The sequence below is a fragment of the Herbaspirillum sp. SJZ099 genome (assembly GCF_007828355.1).
In the GTDB taxonomy this organism is placed as follows: Bacteria; Pseudomonadota; Gammaproteobacteria; order Burkholderiales; family Burkholderiaceae_D; genus Herbaspirillum.
In genome coordinates this window covers 460983-478397 of record NZ_VIUO01000002.1, presented here as the reverse complement: position 1 = coordinate 478397, position 17415 = coordinate 460983, and the positions used below count along the sequence as shown (strand labels likewise).

Annotated in this window: 13 protein-coding genes and 1 tRNA gene; 7 read left to right on the top strand and 7 right to left on the bottom strand. The window is 60.2% G+C overall.

Features of this window, described 5'->3' with window-relative positions; all coding sequences use genetic code 11:
• Positions 1–66 precede the first annotated feature (66 nt).
• Entirely contained in the window at positions 67–783 is a 717-nt protein-coding gene (locus FB597_RS07210; protein ID WP_144768877.1) for a DUF5610 domain-containing protein, read from the top strand.
• 19 nt (positions 784–802) lie between these two features.
• On the opposite strand, the gene FB597_RS07205 is transcribed toward FB597_RS07210, so the two are convergent.
• Complete coding sequence (locus tag FB597_RS07205; RefSeq protein WP_222428639.1) at positions 803–1513, bottom strand: LysR family transcriptional regulator; 711 nt, start codon at positions 1511–1513, stop codon at positions 803–805.
• A 256-nt stretch (positions 1514–1769) separates the two neighbouring features.
• On the opposite strand from FB597_RS07205, the gene FB597_RS07200 reads away from it, so the two are divergent.
• Entirely contained in the window at positions 1770–2627 is an 858-nt protein-coding gene (locus FB597_RS07200) for an aldo/keto reductase (protein WP_255517099.1), read from the top strand.
• 180 nt (positions 2628–2807) lie between these two features.
• On the opposite strand, the gene FB597_RS07195 is transcribed toward FB597_RS07200, so the two are convergent.
• Positions 2808–5159 carry a Tex family protein gene (locus FB597_RS07195; RefSeq protein ID WP_144768873.1) on the bottom strand — a complete coding sequence of 784 codons (2352 nt, stop codon included), beginning with the start codon at positions 5157–5159 and terminating at the stop codon, positions 2808–2810.
• A 144-nt stretch (positions 5160–5303) separates the two neighbouring features.
• Here FB597_RS07195 and pth point away from each other — a divergent pair, with 144 nt between their 5' ends.
• Positions 5304–5882, top strand: a complete 579-nt coding sequence (pth, locus tag FB597_RS07190; RefSeq protein WP_141913767.1) for an aminoacyl-tRNA hydrolase — start codon at positions 5304–5306, stop codon at positions 5880–5882.
• An 86-nt stretch (positions 5883–5968) separates the two neighbouring features.
• Here pth and FB597_RS07185 read toward each other — a convergent pair whose 3' ends face one another.
• A complete protein-coding gene (locus FB597_RS07185) occupies positions 5969–6739 on the bottom strand; it encodes a DsbC family protein (protein ID WP_144768871.1) in 771 nt (256 codons plus the stop codon).
• Positions 6740–6932: 193 nt separating this feature from the next.
• Positions 6933–8189: an FAD-dependent monooxygenase gene (locus tag FB597_RS07180; protein ID WP_370454651.1), complete on the bottom strand. Its 1257-nt coding sequence runs from the start codon at positions 8187–8189 to the stop codon at positions 6933–6935.
• Positions 8190–8265: 76 nt separating this feature from the next.
• Here FB597_RS07180 and FB597_RS07175 point away from each other — a divergent pair.
• From FB597_RS07175 to FB597_RS07160, 4 genes are all read left to right on the top strand, one after another.
• A tRNA-Phe gene (locus tag FB597_RS07175) sits at positions 8266–8341 on the top strand.
• An 828-nt stretch (positions 8342–9169) separates the two neighbouring features.
• Positions 9170–11158 carry an NEL-type E3 ubiquitin ligase domain-containing protein gene (locus tag FB597_RS07170; protein ID WP_186442745.1) on the top strand — a complete coding sequence of 663 codons (1989 nt, stop codon included), beginning with the start codon at positions 9170–9172 and terminating at the stop codon, positions 11156–11158.
• Positions 11159–11682: 524 nt separating this feature from the next.
• Entirely contained in the window at positions 11683–12939 is a 1257-nt protein-coding gene (locus FB597_RS07165) for a hypothetical protein (RefSeq protein ID WP_144768864.1), read from the top strand.
• Between the two features lie 198 nt (positions 12940–13137).
• Positions 13138–13695 carry a nucleotidyltransferase family protein gene (locus FB597_RS07160; RefSeq protein ID WP_144768862.1) on the top strand — a complete coding sequence of 186 codons (558 nt, stop codon included), beginning with the start codon at positions 13138–13140 and terminating at the stop codon, positions 13693–13695.
• Between the two features lie 381 nt (positions 13696–14076).
• Here the strand turns inward: FB597_RS07160 and FB597_RS07155 are convergent, their stop codons facing one another.
• The 3 genes from FB597_RS07155 to FB597_RS07145 form a co-directional block, all read right to left on the bottom strand.
• Positions 14077–15546 carry a methylenetetrahydrofolate reductase C-terminal domain-containing protein gene (locus FB597_RS07155; protein WP_144768860.1) on the bottom strand — a complete coding sequence of 490 codons (1470 nt, stop codon included), beginning with the start codon at positions 15544–15546 and terminating at the stop codon, positions 14077–14079.
• Between the two features lie 89 nt (positions 15547–15635).
• On the bottom strand, positions 15636–16145 hold the full coding sequence (locus tag FB597_RS07150; protein WP_141913774.1) for a flavin reductase family protein: 510 nt from the start codon (positions 16143–16145) through the stop codon (positions 15636–15638).
• Positions 16146–16344: 199 nt separating this feature from the next.
• Positions 16345–17373, bottom strand: coding sequence for a methionine synthase (locus FB597_RS07145; protein ID WP_144768857.1), 1029 nt, complete (start codon positions 17371–17373; stop codon positions 16345–16347).
• Positions 17374–17415: the final 42 nt, after the last annotated feature.

Below are 17415 nucleotides of genomic sequence, written 5' to 3'. Positions count from 1 at the left end.
TTGAAAAAGGACTGCCGTTTCCCCCTTTCCCCTTCCCCGAGTGCGGTCCTAGTACAGGAGACCGTCATGGCCATCAGCACCACCGCCAGCAGCGTAGACACCAAGCCTTTGCTGCCCGCCACCTCGCCCGCCGAACCGGCCAACCCGCCGTCCGCCGCGTCATCCAACGACAAGATCGCCGACGCGCAAAAGGCCAACCTGCTGACCGAGTCCGGCGCCCGTGCCCAGCTCAATGTTTCCATCCTGCAGGCTTCGCTGGAAGTGTCGATCAATTCGCAAAACGATCCGCTGGCGCTGGTCTACAAAAGCGCCATCGAAAACATCAATGACGTGCTGCGGCCCGAGATGGGCGACAACGCCATCCAGAACGCCATGGCGCAGGACAACTCGCCCGAGGGCACGGCGGGCCGCATCGTCTCGTTCGTCACCAACCTGTTCGAACTGTACAAGCAGAACAACCCGGACAAGGACGACGCCACCAATATCGACAACTACATGGCCCTGATCTTCAAGGGCGTCGACCAGGGCTTCAAGGAAGCGCGCGGCATTCTCGACAGCCTGAGCGTGCTCAACGGCGACATTGCCAGCAACATCGACAAGACCTATGACCTGGTGCAAAAGTCGCTGGCCGACTTCATCGCCAAGATCAAGGGCGAAAAACAGGACGGCGACGATACCGACGCCGGCAATGGCGACGGCAGCGGGGGGACCGTGGTCGCCAGCCAGACGACGGTAAGCGTCTCGGTCTCGGTGACCCAGACGCGCATCAGCACCACCGCCTGAACGGGCAGCGCCGGCGACGTTACTTCCGAATGAAATCCGCCAGGGCCCGCAGCGCCATCGGCACGTGCCGACGGCCTGGGTAATAGAGAAAGAACCGCCCGGCGGGTGCGCCCCAGTCCTCCAGCACGGCCTGCAAGCGGCCGGCGGCCAGGTCCTCGCGCACCATCGCCTCATAGACATAGGCGATGCCCGCGCCATCGCGCGCGGCCAGGTAATCCGGCGCGGCCACACACACAAAGCGCTGCGGCGGACCGATCGGCACCGCCACCATATCCCCGGCCAGGCTCTCGCCAAAACGGATCCCGGCATCGAAGCCATCGCCCACGATATCGGCCAGGCCGTCATCGGTCACGATTTCGAGCTGCACGCGCGGATACGCGGCCGCGAAACCGGCCAGCGCCGATGCCAGCAGCAACCGCGCCGCCGGACGCGGCACGTTCAGGCGCACAGTACCGGCCGGTTCGGCCTGCAAGGCGGTTGCATCGGCCAGCGCATCGGCCACCTCGCGCAACGCCGGGTCGAGCCTGGCCAACAGGCGCTGGCCGGCTTCGGTCGGCGTCACGCTGCGCGTGGTGCGATGGAGCAGCCGCACGCCCAGCCGCTGTTCCAGGCCACGCAGGGCATGGCTCAAGGCCGAGGCCGACACGCCGCGCTCGGCGGCCGCCTTGCGGAAACTGCGGTGGCGCGCCACCGCCGCAAAGGCATCGAGTTCATGCAGGTCAGGAAGCATATTGATGAAAATGGCTCAGTAGTTCATCAAGCATAACCCGACTTATCACTTTCTATCATCCGCGCGACACTGACGGCCTTCCATTGAACGAAAGGTCGAACCATGCAACAGAAACGTCTCGGCAGCGCCGATTTCACGATCTCCCCCATCGGCTTGGGCACCTGGGCCATCGCCGGCGCGGGATGGGAGTTCGGCTGGGGGGGCGCAGGACGACGCCGATAGCCTGGCCGCGCTGGAATATGCGGTCGAGCGCGGCGTGAACTGGATCGATACCGCCGCCGTCTACGGGCTGGGCCATGCCGAGGAAATCGTCGGCCAGCTTCTACGCCGCGTTCCGGCTTCGCGCCGTCCGCTGGTATTCACCAAGGGCAGCCTGGTGTGGGACCGCGCGACCCGGCAAATCTCGCACTCGCTGGCCCCGAAGTCGCTGGCGCGCGAGATCGAGGACAGCCTGCGCCGCCTCCAGGTCGAGACGATCGACCTGTACCAGCTCCACTGGCCGGCGTTCCCGCCGGGCGGCCCCGACGAGGGGATCGAAGCCGCGCTGTCGGTGCTGGCCAAGGCCCGTGAGCAAGGGAAGATCCGCGCCATCGGCGTCTCCAATTTCGACGTGCCGCAGCTCAAACGCGCGCAGGCGCTCACCGCCATCGCCTCTCTCCAGCCGCCGTACTCGGCGCTGATGCGCGAGGTGGAAACCGACATCCTTCCCTTCTGCGAGCAGGCCGGCATCGGCGTCATCGCTTATTCCACGCTGCAGTCGGGCCTGCTGACCGGCGCGATGACGCGCGAGCGCATCGCCGGGCTGCCTGACGACGATTGGCGCAAGCGCCGCAGCCCGGATTTCCAGGAGCCGCGCCTGACGAACAATCTCGCGCTGGTCGACGTTTTCGGCAGCATCGGCAAACGGCACGGGCTGACGCCCGCGGCCGTGGCGATCGCCTGGGTACTGCGGCAGTCCGCCATCACCGGCGCCATCGTCGGCGCGCGCCGTCCCGCGCAGGTCGATGGACTGCTGGGCGCGGCGGACTTGCGCCTGAGCGCCGACGAGTTGGCCGAGATCGCGCCGCTGCTGCCCGAAGGCATGGGCACGAACGTACCCGAAGCACAGGGCTGACGCGCGCCAGCCTGATCTCAGACAACATCGGCGCCATTGCCCAACCCGCCGCATCGGCCGCGGCATTGTCCGGCGGACTTCGGGCTGGCGCCATCGCGGATAAAAAAACAGGCTGTCCCCTCGCGGGAACAGCCTGTTTTCTTTTAGCCGGGGCGATGCGCAATCAAGCGCCCGGACGGATCATCCCTTCAGCTTGGCAAACGCCGCCGCCATCGCATTGCCGACTGGCGCCTGCTCGCGCGAGCGCTGGTTCTGGTGCTGCGACAGACGGCGCGAATCGTTACGGTCGCCGCGCTGCTCATTGCGCGCGCCTGGCGCCGGCGCGGTGTCGTTCAGGCGCATGGTCAGGGCGATGCGCTTGCGCTTCTCGTCCACTTCCAGCACCTTGACCTTGACCACCTGGCCGGCCTTGACCATCGTGTGCGGGTCCTTGACGAAGGTATTCGACAAGGCCGAGATGTGCACCAGGCCATCCTGGTGCACGCCGATGTCGACGAAGGCGCCGAAGGCCGCGACGTTGGTCACCACACCTTCCAGGATCATGTCCGGACGCAGGTCCTTGATCTCTTCCACGCCTTCCTTGAAGGTGGCGGTGGTGAACTCCGGACGCGGATCGCGGCCCGGCTTGTCGAGTTCCTTGAGGATGTCGGTGACGGTCGGCACGCCGAATTTCTCATCGGCGTACTTGGCCGGCGACAGGCCCTTCAACAGCGAGGTCTGGCCGACCACGCTCTTCACGTCCTTCTTGATGTCGGCCAGGATCTTTTCCACCAGCGGGTACGATTCCGGGTGCACCGCGGAGGCGTCCAGCGGGTTCTCGCCGTTCATCACGCGCAAAAAGCCCGCGGCCTGTTCGAACGTCTTCTCGCCCAGACGCGGCACCTCGCGCAGCGCAGCGCGCGAGACGAACATGCCCTTCATGTCGCGGTAGGAAACGATGCTCTGCGCCACGCTGGCGTTGAGGCCAGATACGCGCGCCAACAGCGGCGCCGAGGCGGTGTTCACATCGACGCCGACGGCGTTGACGCAATCTTCCACCACCGCGTCCAGCGAGCGCGCCAGTTGCGTCTGGCTCACATCGTGCTGGTACTGGCCGACGCCGATTGACTTGGGATCGATCTTGACCAGTTCGGCCAGCGGATCCTGCAGGCGGCGCGCAATCGACACCGCGCCGCGCAGCGACACGTCCAGTTCCGGCAATTCCTTGGAAGCGAATTCCGAGGCCGAGTACACCGAGGCGCCGGCTTCCGAGACCACGATCTTGGTCAGCTTCAGTTCCGGGCGCAGCTTGATCAGGTCTTGCGCCAGCTTGTCGGTCTCGCGCGAGGCGGTGCCGTTGCCGATCGAGATCAGCGACACCTGGTGCTTCTCGGCCAGTTGCGACAGCGTATGCAGCGAACCGTGCCAGTCGTTGCGCGGCTGGTGCGGATAGATGGTATCGGTGGCCACCACCTTGCCGGTGGCGTCGACAATGGCGACCTTGACGCCGGTGCGCAGGCCCGGGTCCAGGCCCATGGTGGCGCGCGGGCCGGCCGGTGCGGCCAGCAGCAGATCCTTCAGGTTGCGGGCGAAGACGTTGATGGCCTCGGCTTCGGCTTCTTCGCGCAGCTTGGTCATCAGTTCGGTTTCCAGGTGCATGAACACCTTCACGCGCCAGGCCCAGCGCACCGTGTCGGAGAGCCATTTGTCGGCGGCGCGGCCCTTGTTGGACACGCCGAAGCGCGAGGCGATGCGGCCTTCGCACGGGTTGTGCGGGGCATCCCACTTCGGCTTTTCTTCTTCGCTATCCAGGCGCAGCACCACGTTCAACACCTCTTCGCGGCGGCCGCGGAACAGCGCCAGCGCGCGGTGCGAAGGGATGGTGCCGAAGGTCTCGGAGTAATCGAAGTAGTCGGCGAACTTCTCGCCGGCGTCCTGCTTGCCTTCCACCACTTTCGACTCGACCACGCCGTGCTCGGTCAGGTATTCGCGCAGGTTCTGCAGCAGCTCGGCGTCTTCCGAGAAACGCTCCATCAGGATCTGGCGCGCGCCGTCCAGCGCCGCCTTGGCATCGGGTACGCCGGGGTTGTCGCCGTTGTCGGTGGTGAAGGCCGGCTTGAGGTACTTGGCGGCTTCTTCTTCGGGATTCAACGCCGGATCGTTCAGCAGCGCATCGGCCAGCTCGGTCAGGCCGGCTTCGGCGGCGATCTGCGCCTTGGTGCGGCGCTTGGGCTTGTAGGGCAGGTACAGGTCTTCCAGGCGGGTCTTGTCTTCCGCGTGGACGATGGCGTCCAGCAGCACCGGCGTCATCTTGCCCTGCTCTTCGATCGAGGCGATGATCGCGGCGCGACGGGCCTCCAGCTCGCGCAGGTAGCGCAGGCGCTCTTCCAGCAGGCGCAGTTGGGTGTCGTCCAGGCCGCCGGTGGCTTCCTTGCGGTAGCGGGCGATGAAGGGGACGGTTGCACCTTCGTCCAGCAAGGCGATGGCGGCAGCGACCTGAACCGGCTTGGCGACGAGTTCAAGGGCGAGTCGTTGTTCGATAGAAGGCAGCATTGTGAAACCCAGTCAACAGTAAAGAAAAACAAGCGTTGGATGATACGCAATTCAACCGCGTGCGCCAATCTTGACATTGGACGCGGAACGGCAAACTCGGGATAATCGCCGTTTCAACGTCGCACTTCTGTCCATTTTTGCAACATGTCCATTCGCCTCATCGTCGGCCTCGGCAACCCCGGCCCGGAATACGAACAAACCCGGCACAACGCAGGCTTCTGGCTGGTCGACAACCTGGCCGGCCCGGTGCGCCTGGCGCGCGAGGCGCGCTTCAACGCGCTGGCCGGCAAGACCTCGGTCGCCGGCAACGAAGTCTGGCTGCTGGAGCCGCAGACCTACATGAACCGCTCCGGCCAGTCGGTCGGCGCGCTGGCGCGCTTCTACAAGATCGCGCCCGAGGAAGTGCTGGTGGCGCATGACGAACTCGACCTGGCGCCCGGCGTGGCGCGCATCAAGAAAGGCGGCTCGTCGGGCGGCCACAACGGCTTGAAGGACATCACGGCCGCGCTGGGCACGCAAGACTACTGGCGCCTGCGCCTGGGCATCGGCCATCCGCGCACGCTCGGCCTGCAGCAGCCGGTGGCCGACTTCGTGCTGCACCGCCCGCGCAAGGAAGAACAGGCGCTGATCAACGAGGCGCTGGACAAGAGCCTGAACGTCATCCCGCTGCTGTGCCAGGGAAAGTTCGAAGCGGCAATGATGGAACTGCACACGAGCAAATGACTACGCGTGCCGTCCGCTTGGGCGCGCGCGTACGCATAAAAAACAAGGGGCGCCCGCCATGCGGACGCCCCTTTTTCATTACCGGCTTACTTGAGCGAGGACAGCTTCTGTTCCAGCGCCTTGGCGTCGATCGCGCCAGGCACGCGCGAGCCGTCGGTGAAGATGATGGTCGGCGTGCCGGTGACCTTCATCTTCTTGCCCAGCGCCAGCACCTCGTCATGCGGTGCGTTGCAGCTGGCGGCAGCGGCCGGCGCTTCCTTGCCGTTGATCATCCAGTCGCTCCAGGCCTTGCTCGGATTGGGCGCGCACCAGATGTTGCGCGACTTGACGATGGAGTCCGGCGACAGGATGTTGTACTGGAAAGTGTAGACGGTGGTGTTGTCGACTTCCTGCAGCGTCTTGTGCAAGCGCTTGCAGTAGATGCAGTTCGGATCCTCGAAGATCGCCATCATGCGCTTGCCGTTGCCCTTGACGGTCTTGATCGCCTTGTCCAGCGGCAGGCCGGAGAAGGGCACCTTGTTGATGGCCTCGATCTTTTCCTTGGTGAAGTCGCGATAGGTCTGCGAATCGACCACGCGGCCGATGAACAGGTATTGCGCCTTGGCGTCGGTATAGATCACGTCGCCGTCGATCTGGATCTCATACAGGCCGGCATACGGCGTCTTGGTCACGGCATCGACCTTGGCCCCCTGGCCCAGGCGCGGCTCGATCAGCTTCTTGATGGTAGCCTCGGTGCTGTCGGCCGCTTCGGCCTGCGCATGAGCGGAAACGGCCGCCACCGTCGATGCCAGTACAGCCACGGCCATGCCGATGTGGCGCAGCGTGCGCGCCGGGCCGGTGGTCAGAAAATTATTCATAGTGGTCCTGATTCAAATCAAACGCCCGGGCAATCCTGGCGGCATCGGCCTGAAAACCGCACCACACCTGCCCTGGCGGTCACCCCGTGGGAATTGGTTGATAGATGGCGCAAACGCCGCGGCCGGATCGCAAACAGGTTCCAAGATCCGGCCAGGCGCATTACCTTACCTCAAATCGGCCCGCCTCACTTGCTCACTTGCCCAGCGCATACGCGATCAGCCGACGCTTTAAGACCGGCAAGCGGTTGATCAGGTTCATTCCGATATTGCGCGCCATGCGCAACGGCTCGGCATCGGTGGCAAAAATGCGGTTCAAGCCATCGGTGGCCAGTTGCATCAGCAATACCTCTTCCTTGCGCGCACGCGCATAGCGGCGCAGCACGCGGCTGTCGCCGCAGTCGTACTGCGGCTCGCGCGCGGCCAGTGTCTCGATCAGCGCCGCGACATCGGCAAACCCCAGGTTCATGCCATGGCCGGCCATCGGGTGCACGACATGCGCGGCATCGCCGATCAGCGCCACACGCTCGGCAATCATCGCGTGCGGCTTGATCAGCGCCAGCGGGAACGCCTTGACCACCTCCGGCTGCAGGGGCGTGAGCGCCCCCAGCACCGGCGCGGCCCAGACCGCCAGTCGCTGCGCCAGTTCGGACAAGGGCAAACGCAACAATTGCTCGGCCAGCGCATCCGGCGCCGACCACACCAGCGAGACGCGGTTGCCCGGCAACGGCAGCAGCGCCACCACCCCTTCGACCGGGCTGAACCACTGGTAGGCCACGCCCAGGTGCGGCTTCTCGCAACTGAAATTGGTGACGATGGCACGCTGGCCGTACGCGCGATAATCGAGCCCGATATCGCACTGGCCGCGCACCCACGAATGGCCGCCATCGGCGCCCACCACCAGCGACGCCGACAGGCTCTCGCCGGATGCGAGCGTGAGCGTAGTGGCCTCAGGCGACACCGACAGCGCCGTCGCCCGGCCCTGCACCAGTTTCACATTGGGCGCGAAACGCAGCGCGGCATTGAGCGCGGCATCCAGGTTGCGGTCTTCGACGATCCACGCCAACGCATCGGTGCGCGCGCCATAGGCATCGAACGACAGCAAGCCCGCCCCACCCTGCGCCGAGGCGCCATCGCCCTGCACCGTCATGTTATCCACGGGCGCGATGCGCCCGGCATCCATCGCCTCCCACACCCGCACCGACGACAGCAGCCGGCGCGCGGTATGGTTCAAGGCATACACCCGCACATCCCAACTGGCCTCATCGGCCGGCGCAGGACGCGATGGCGATGGCGACGACGGCGGCGCCAGCAACGTCACCCGCAAACCCGCCTGCGCCAGTCCAAGCGCGGCGGCCTTGCCTACCGCGCCATTGCCGACGATGCAGATATCGGTACCGGCCGCAGCCGGCGAAGCAGTCATGAATTGGGCATTGGAAGTCATGGGTCGCATTATAAACGCCGCCTCATAAACAATTTATGAGAAAGGCCTTGCAGTATTTTTTTTCTTTGCTATAATCTTGCGTCTTGGCCTGGTAGCTCAGTCGGTAGAGCAGAGGATTGAAAATCCTTGTGTCGGTGGTTCGATTCCGCCCCGGGCCACCAAAATATCTTTTTGCAGAATTGGCAGCCACACTTTCGAGTGTCGCTGCCTTTTTTGTTTTCTCGGCCTGCGCCATCAAGACCAGCATTTCTCCGCGCTCAATCTGCTCTGCGCATCATCAGCCATCTTCAAAGCGGTTTGAAGTCGAAGACTAACAATCGCTGCGACTACAAATTAATCGATCAGGTCAAGGATGACCTGCTACGGGAAGTGAGGGCCAATCCAGAGTTAGTTCGTGCCGCAGGTGGCCTTGTTCGCTTTGCTGAGAAAGAGAATGTCAAGTATGCAATATTGCGGAATTATGTCAACGCAGATGGCAGTCTTAGGCCGATAGCCCGGAATCGGATCGCGAGCGCGGGCGGGGCTGCAACGTCCAAAGACTCGCAGGTGTAGTCATTCCTGTTGGAGTAACCCCTCGGGCTGGACCAGGGCTGCTCTAGAAACTGAGCCGCTTGACCTGCCCCGGGAATTGGACAGTTTAGTTTAGAACTGGAGAGGAGGCAGAGACGCTTGAGCGTTTTTTGAAAGAGACAGTATCCAGCCATGGCTAGAATGACTTCCCCATCACAACAAGTCTTCATGCTTCATCGATGCACATCCCTCCTGTTGGACCTTCTTCGCTTGGCGCGGCAGCCAGTCCGTTAAGCGGATCGCCCCGTCAACTCACCGAAGTCAGAACGCTGATACTTGAGTATGCAGGGGGGCGGGACACTGCTCTTCATAAACTACGCTGCGTCAGCTTGCTGGCAGCCATAGCTTGGATCCATCATCAGTTCAGTCAATCGTACCCACCTGACATTTCGGCAGCGCGCCGGGATCTCACGCAACACATGATGCGTGCATGCAGCGAAAGCACGAACATCCAGGCTTTGGTCGACGGCCTTCTGGGGCCTTGCCAGGATAGTGCGGGCGTCAGATCGCGCGGGTTCTCGCTGATTTATACGCAACTCGCCGATGAAGTTCTCGCGATGCTGGAAACCGGCGCGCACACGAGCCAAATCCTGGGCGCTGCGGTCGATATTTCAACGGAACTACAGGAGCAAATGGGCGGCGATGGCGATGCGCTTTATCCCTATTTCCTACACGTATGGGAGAAAGTCGCGCCACCAGGCGACGACACGCGTAAAGAGGTGAGGGATCAGTTTCTGCATATGAATAAAGGCACGCTGGATTTATCGGCGATACCTTTGCATAGCCTGCCGCTCATGCCCGATCACTGCACCAGCCTTACCCTAATCTGGGACCAATTGGATGAGTTGCCGCCGTTCCCCAAGCATCTCACCAACCTTGACCTGATTGCCCCTCACCTGACTGTATTGCCGGCCTTTCCCGCGAGCCTCGATAGCATCAAGGTAAATTCCGACCTTGTGCGTGAGTTCCCGGCCTGGCCCGGGCGCCTCAGGAAGCTTGAGGTATTCAGCCTCAAGGCGACCAAGTTACCAGACCTTCCCGTGAGCCTCGAGAGCCTTGAGGTACTTTGCATGCGGTTGACCGAGTTGCCGGCCTTGCCCCGGCGCCTTGAGGCGCTTACCGTATCGAGTCAGGGGCTGACTGAATTGCCGGCTTTGCCTAAGGATCTCAAGAAGCTTCAGGTATGGTTCAATCCTCGGCTGACTGGTTTGCCGACCTTGCCCAAGAACCTCCAGCTGCTTGACGTAGCGGGGAACATGCTGACTTCGTGGCCGACTGAGTGGCCCGCGAGCCTCCGTCTGCTTGATGTCAGCAACAACCAACTAACCTCGTTTCCCGAAAATATTTACAGTCTGCCGCCAACGTGCCAGGTGGATATCACAGGCAACCCAGGATTGGCAGGTGATCTGCCAGGGATAAGGGAACGCATATCCGCAGCAGGCTACAACGGCCCTCGAATCTTGTTTGATATGTCCGAGGACGATAACAATTCGCCGGCACGCCCCCTTCACGAGGCGGTCGAGGAATGGCTGGGGAGCGAGGATGAAGCTCAGGCGGAACGATGGCGAGAGCTCGACGCTGAACCGGCCGCAGGGAAGTTTTCACTGTTTTTGGATCGGCTATGGGAATCCGTAAATTACACGCCCAAGCTCAAGGCAGCGGTAGCCACGTGGCTACCCAAGATCGCGCAGGATAGTGAACTTCGAGCATTAATCTATGCGATTGCCGACCGATCGACCGAGTCTTGCGAGGACCGGGTTGCATTGACTTATAACGACATGAAGAACCTCGATAATGCGTACGAAGTCAGTCGCGGTGCATATGACACCAAGCTCGATGCGCTCGTCGAGCTCGGACGTGGCGCATTTCGCCTGGATGCGCTGGCGAAGATCGCCAGCAGGAAAGTTGAATCATTGCGACAAATGAAAGAAGAAGAAGTGAAAGTGGACGAAATCGTAGTCTACCTGGCCTATCAGGTCCGATTGCACGAGCGGCTGGGCTTGCCCACCGACCTTGTGGACATGCGGTTCTTCAATGTCTCCGGGGTGACCCAACAGGACCTGGATGATGCGGTAACCGAGGTCCAAAGCCGGGAGCAGGCGGAGTTTTTTCAGTATTTCCTCCTCGATTGGGCGCCTTGGCAGGCAATGTTGACCCGTTTTTCGCCCGGTTGGCGTGAGCGGGAACATCAGATGTTGACGACCCTGCAGCCTGCTTTTAAGCAAGAGGTGAAGGCGAAATTGGCAGAGGTCGGTTTGTCAGAAGATGATGACGATGCATTGGCTCAATTGGGTAGTGCAGCGATGAAAGAGCAGGAACTGGAAGTTCGCTACAACGTTGCAAGAGAGGTTTTGCGCGCCAGGGGAGAGGAAGCATTTCTCGACCGGATTCTAGAGCCCATTTCATAAATAGGCGTGAGATGCGTTCTAAGCACTAATCACCCAAAACGATATGGGTAACGCTTATGGTTCCTACGATCTGGAACGCGCCTAGTCACAAGTTCATGGATATCACTAAAGATTCCTTTTCGAAAAAGGCAGCCACACTTTCCGGTGTCGCTGCCTTTTTTGTTTCCTCAGCAGCGGCCATCAAGGCCAGCATTTCCTCGGCGCAATCTGGCATCGTCTGCCATTTTCAAAGCGTTTGTGCGTCAGACACGCGGTCACCACGCACGTATTTACTTAGCATTTGGTACGGCATGTCCCAGTCCATTGCGACCCCGTACAAAGTCCACTCACCGATTGCTCGATCCATAGCATCTTGCAATGTCATGACGTCCTCCTATTAAAAACCGGAATTTGCGCGAAATGTGAAAGATGGCGGGCATCTTATTTTATAGAGTAGCGGTCTCCCCTCTATCACTCCGTGTGCGGGGATATTTTGATCAATGATAAGCAGGCTGCGTGTGGCGAGCACGGCACCAGGAGCAAATATGCGTCTCCCCCCCTTTTCGACTCTCCGATATCCAGGTATGGCATGTACGCCTGATCAGGCAACGTCGCCGTCAGAAGAAGCTTTCTCTTCGCAGATATCTCTTGCACAGAATGTACAGGCTGTGCACTCCGTTCCGTTCATCCCGTTTAATATGGGGGGCGGGGAGCCATGGCAGTTCCAGCCAGAAACGAGGGAAAACCCGAGTGATGCTTTCGCAGGGGAGTGGTCTGCCGGGTTCTCGACGTTAGCGCAACGCCCGCCACCGCCAGAAACGCCTCAGGTCATTAGAGATGCCCTGAAAGGAATACCGCCCTCGACGTTCGCACAACGTCCGTCATCGCCAGAAACGTCATCAATCATCGAAACTGCTCTGCAAGGGGAGCAACTCCTCGCAATGAGAAAGCGGAGCGCAGACCATGCGACAAATCGAATGTCCATGCCTCCTCAAGCAAAGCTTGTCAAAAAAAGTTTTATTGTCGGTACTGACCTGCTACGGAAAGTCGAGGCAGACCCAACGTTAATTCAAAATATAGGCCTTGCTGAGTTTGCCAGGCAGGAGGGCGTTCCGAAACACAGCTTGCGAGAATATGTCTGTACAGATGGTAGCCTGAGAAAGGCAGGCCGGGATCGGATCGCCGAGGAAAATGGATGGCGTTTTGCTCCTATTGATGCTGACTTTCTATGGAAAGTGAAGGTCAATCCAGGGTTAGTTCGCGACGCAGATGGCCTGGTGGACTTTGCTGAGCGAGAAAACGTCAAGTATGAAACATTGCGTCGTTATGTCACTGCGGATGGCGAACTGAGGCCGGCCGCCAATGATCTGCTCGGCAAGGAGGATGAAACGCTTAAGACTACTGTTGAGGATGACCTGCTACGGGAAGTGAAGGCCAACCCAAGCTTGATTCCAAACGCAGGCGGCGTTGCTGGCTTTGCTATACAGAGGGGTTATTTTTATAGCGTATTGAACAATTATTTCAATGAAAGTGGCAGTCTGAGGAAGATGGCCCGGGATCGGATCGCCGAGAAGGACGGACACCGTTTTGCTCCTGTTGATACTACCTTTCTACGGAAAGTGAAAGCCAATCCAGGGTTAGTTCGCGACGCAGGTAGCCTTGTTCGCTTTGCTGAGAAAAAGAATTTCAAGTATGTAACATTGCGCCATTATGTCAACGCAGATGGCAGTCTGAGGCCGATAGGCCGGAATCGGATCACGAGGGAGGACAAGACTGTGACGTCCGAAGGCTCGCAGGTGTAGTCATGCCGGCCCGGGCGGAGGGTTGCACCGACGCTATTTCAACAAGTACGTGGCCGAGAATTCTCAGGAAACGCTTCAACAAGAAAAGCCATTGGGCTTCCCGTAGCACTCCTAATCCCCCGGCAGCGCGATACGAAAGTGCACCCAGTACTAAATCCAGCATAAAGCCGCAACTTTTCGCTTACCAGGCTTCTCGCAATGAAATTCAAAAGCAACTTGGCTGCGCTATTACTAAATGATCCATACAGACTAAGGCTACTGAAGATCGTAGCGACATTGTCCTTGCCTGACTGCTGGATAGGCGCGGGTTTTGTGAGAAACACCGTATGGGATGCCATCCACGGCTTTGCAAGCCGTCCTCATCTGTCGGATATTGATGTTATATGGTTCGATTCCACGCGATGTGACTCAGGAATCGATCAGGAGCTGGAAAGCCTTCTGATGACTATGGATAGTACGGTTCAATGGTCCGTCAAAAACCAGAGCAGAATGCATTCGAAAAATGGTGACAAGGCCTATCAATCGTCCACCGATGCTATGCGCTTTTGGCCCGAGACTGCGACAGCCATAGGCGTGAGGTGGGAAGAGAATGAAGGTATCCAAATAACAGCTCCGTATGGACTGGATGATCTTTACGAAGGAGTAATTCGCCCCACACCCCGATATCAAGTGGAGAAGAAGCAAATTATGGAAAACCGAGTTGTTGCCAAAAATTGGCTTCAACTATGGCCCAAGTTGCGCATGGTGCCTTGGTAGAATTCAATAGTCCCAACCGTTGATAGTCCACTTCCGGCCGAGGCTGTATAAAAACAGAGCGTCAGTCTACTTTTCAGTTCTTGGCCGACAGACCTCTTACAGATGTCTCGATAGCGTCCTGATGTAGGCAGAATGCACATCAAACGGAGCGTTGATAGTAAGACGTTAAAGCGCTTACGCGCCCATTGCCTTCAACAGCAATGCCACAAGAAGTGCCGCTGCCCCCTCGACTACGCGTTGACGCCATCTGGCGCTTCTTGGTCACCAGCTTCGGTTCGAAGCTGCCACTGCCATAACGATCTCAGGAAACTTCAATCGCTGATCGCCAGATTCATCCTGAACGTCTTGCCATTCTTTCCGCTTCGGGTGTTGCACGCTTCATTAGCGACGCTTGCATGCTTGCCGCGACGTCGAATCCACCCGCGCAAACCACTCAGGCCAGGAACTGCGGCGCCTGTGACCCGCTTCGATGTCAGGAATCAAGGTCAGCGCCAGCACGGGCAACTGACCGGCAGATTTGGCGATCCGGTATTTGACGCTATGCACGCACTCGCGGTCGCCAAATTCGCAACGATTGAGATGGGTGCCGCCGCAGGGGCCGTTTGCCAGGCCTTTGGGGCATGTCTCCGGGCATATGTAGAAGGTATCCTGCAAGCGGCAGCGGCCGCAGGTATCGCAGCCGAGCAGTGGCCGTTTGATCGTCCGTTCGACGGCATGCAGCGCCTGCGCGGCGATGCCGTCTTGCCAGAGCGGGCGCGTCATGCTCCAGCCAAAAGCTTGGCTGAGCCACCCTGTGCGGCTGAAGAACCGACCATGTACCTTGGAGAGCAGCGTGTATTTCAGGCGCTCCCGGCGGGTGGCGGCGACATTGGATTGCCCCATTTTCCAGGCGCCGGCATCGGGGGTGAAGCAGACCCCGGGCGCGTCAGGCATCTCCCAGCTTGCCTGCCAGCGTTCGGTCCAAGCGCTCAGTGAGGCCACGCTGTCGCGCTGCTTGCAGATCGCCCGCTCCAACGCCTGCAGTTCGTCCAGCGTATGCAGCCCGGACACATGGACTCCGGCGTAGCCCATCAATTGCAAGCCGACGATCTGCAGCGCCAGGCGCTCGCGGCTTCGTGCCCCGGCATAAGCGGGCGATACCTGCCGCTCCCGCTCCAGCAACCCGCGCATGGATTCGGTGATGACGATGCCGGGCACCTTCTGCAAGGCGGCCGCGCGTTTGCCGGTTAGCTGCATGACGCAGGCCAGCATCGGTTTGGCGCATGCCTGGGCGCGCATCCAGGCCTGGGCCTCAATATGCTTGGCGGCATCGAAACCCAGTTGCAGGGTAAGGAAGTCGGCGCCGGCCAACAGCTTTTTCTGCGCCTTCAGATACTGGGCGCCGCCTTCTTCTTCGCGGTATTTGAATGGGTTCAACGCGGCGCCCAACAGCCAGTCCGGGCCATGCGCACGGGCCAGTTGCAGCGCGGGCACCGACTCAAGATAACGCACCGGCGCCTGGCCGGGGCGGTGACCCGGCAAGCGATCTCCGCTGAGCAGCAACAATTGGCGCAGGCCGCGGGCTTGCATTGCCTCCATCTGCAGCAGCAAGTCGGCGCGCTCGCGGTCCTTGCCTGAAAAGTGGAGCAAGGATGAGGCCGGATCGCCCAATGCGCCGGCGCCTGCCAGGGGACTCAGGTCCGAGCGCAGCCCGACCCGGTCGGAAAAGGCCGGCAGCAACGGCCAGCCGGCCAGATGCCCGCGTTGCACGATCCGCTCAAGCGTGGCCAGGCGCGCAGTTGACTGTTGAGGAATGATCTCCAGTACGCAGACGAAGCGCCCTTCATTCAGCGCCTGTTTCAATACGCTCAAGGCAGCGACCTTTATAGATCAGAAGGTGACGCAGTCGCTATCGAGCAACGATTGCAACAATTGCGGCAATAGCGGGCGGCGGCAAGCGCTCAAGCCACGCTATGCGCGGCGATGTTGCGGTACTGGCCTTTGAAATACAGCAACGGCTGCGCGGCAACCGCTTCCTGCAGGTTCAAGGCTTTCACTTCGCCAATCACGATGACGTGGTCACCCGCGGCATGTTCGGCGTAGATTTCGCAATCAAGCCAGTGCAGGCTTCCGGCAATGAGCGGATTGCCCAGCGGCGATTCCCGCCATTCGATGCCATGCCACTTGTCCGTGCCTCGACGCGCGAACTGGTTGGAGATACGGACCTGTTCATTTGACAGGATATTGACCGCGAACCGGCCTGCCTGGCGAATCCTGGGATAGCTGGCCGAGCCTGACATGACGCTGAAGGACACCAGCGGCGGGCTCATCGACACGCTATAGAACGATTGGCAGGTGAAGCCGATCGGCTCTTCATCGACGAGCGATGTAATCACCGTGATACCGGAAGCGTAATGCCCGAGCGCTTCGCGAAAGCGCAATGGCTCGACGGCAGTACTGGAAATTGACATGGCAAGAATGAAATACAGGTACGGATCGACAGTGTTAAGGGGAGCCCGGCGTCGTCCGAAATGTTAGCGGATTCATGCAGGCTGACTTGGGCCGTTGCGGATGTGGAAGGCGTTCATCAACCGGCGCCGGCCGGGCCAAAACGGCACTTTGCATCTGGCCGTCGCGCATTTGTCGCGACGGCCATTTCCCGCCTCGGAATTACTTCGCGAGTTCTTTGCGGACGATTTCCGCGCCGGCGCTCAAGGCATTGAGCTTGCCTCTTGCCACGCCACGCGCCAGGGGGGCCATGCCGCAGTTGGTGCAAGGATAGAGCTTGTCCGCATCGACAAACTGCAGCGCCTTGCGCAGGGTATTGGCGACTTCCTCGGGGGTTTCAATGATGTTGCTGGCCACATCGATGGCCCCGACCATCACTTTCTTGCCCCGGATGAGTTCGATCAAATCCATGGGGACATGAGAGTTATGGCATTCCAGCGAAACGATATCGATGCTGGATTTTTGCAGCTTGGGGAATGCTTCTTCATATTGCCGCCACTCGGAGCCCAGCGTCTTTTTCCAGTCGGTATTGGCCTTGATGCCATAGCCGTAGCAGATATGCACGGCCGTTTCGCATTTCAGTCCCTCAATGGCTTTTTCCAGGGTGGCAACACCCCAGTCGTTCACCTCATCAAAGAAGACGTTGAACGCAGGCTCATCGAACTGGATGATGTCGACACCGGCGGCCTCCAACTCCCGGGCCTCCTGATTGAGGATCTTGGCGAATTCCCAGGCCAGTTTTTCGCGGCTCTTGTAATGCGCGTCATACAGCGTGTCGATCATGGTCATAGGACCTGGCAACGCCCATTTGATGGGTTGCCCGGTCTGTTGACGGAGGAACTTGGCGTCCTCGACGAAGACCGGTTTCTGGCGCGAGACAGCGCCCACGACGGTCGGCACGCTGGCATCGTAGCGGTCGCGGATTCTGACGGTCTCGCGCTTCTCGAAATCGACGCCATCCAGGTGCTCGATAAAGGTCGTCACGAAATGCTGGCGCGTCTGTTCGCCATCGCTGACGATATCGATGCCGGCGTGCTGCTGCTCTTGCAACGCCAGGCGCAAGGCGTCCTGCTTGCCGTCGCGCAGTTCTTCACCTTGCAGCTTCCAGGGTGACCAGAGTTTCTCGGGCTCTGCGAGCCAGGAAGGTTTAGGCAGGCTGCCGGCAGTCGACGTGGGTAACAGTTTTTTCACAATAGATGACCTGGTGTGGGGAATGAATCAATGAATCAATGA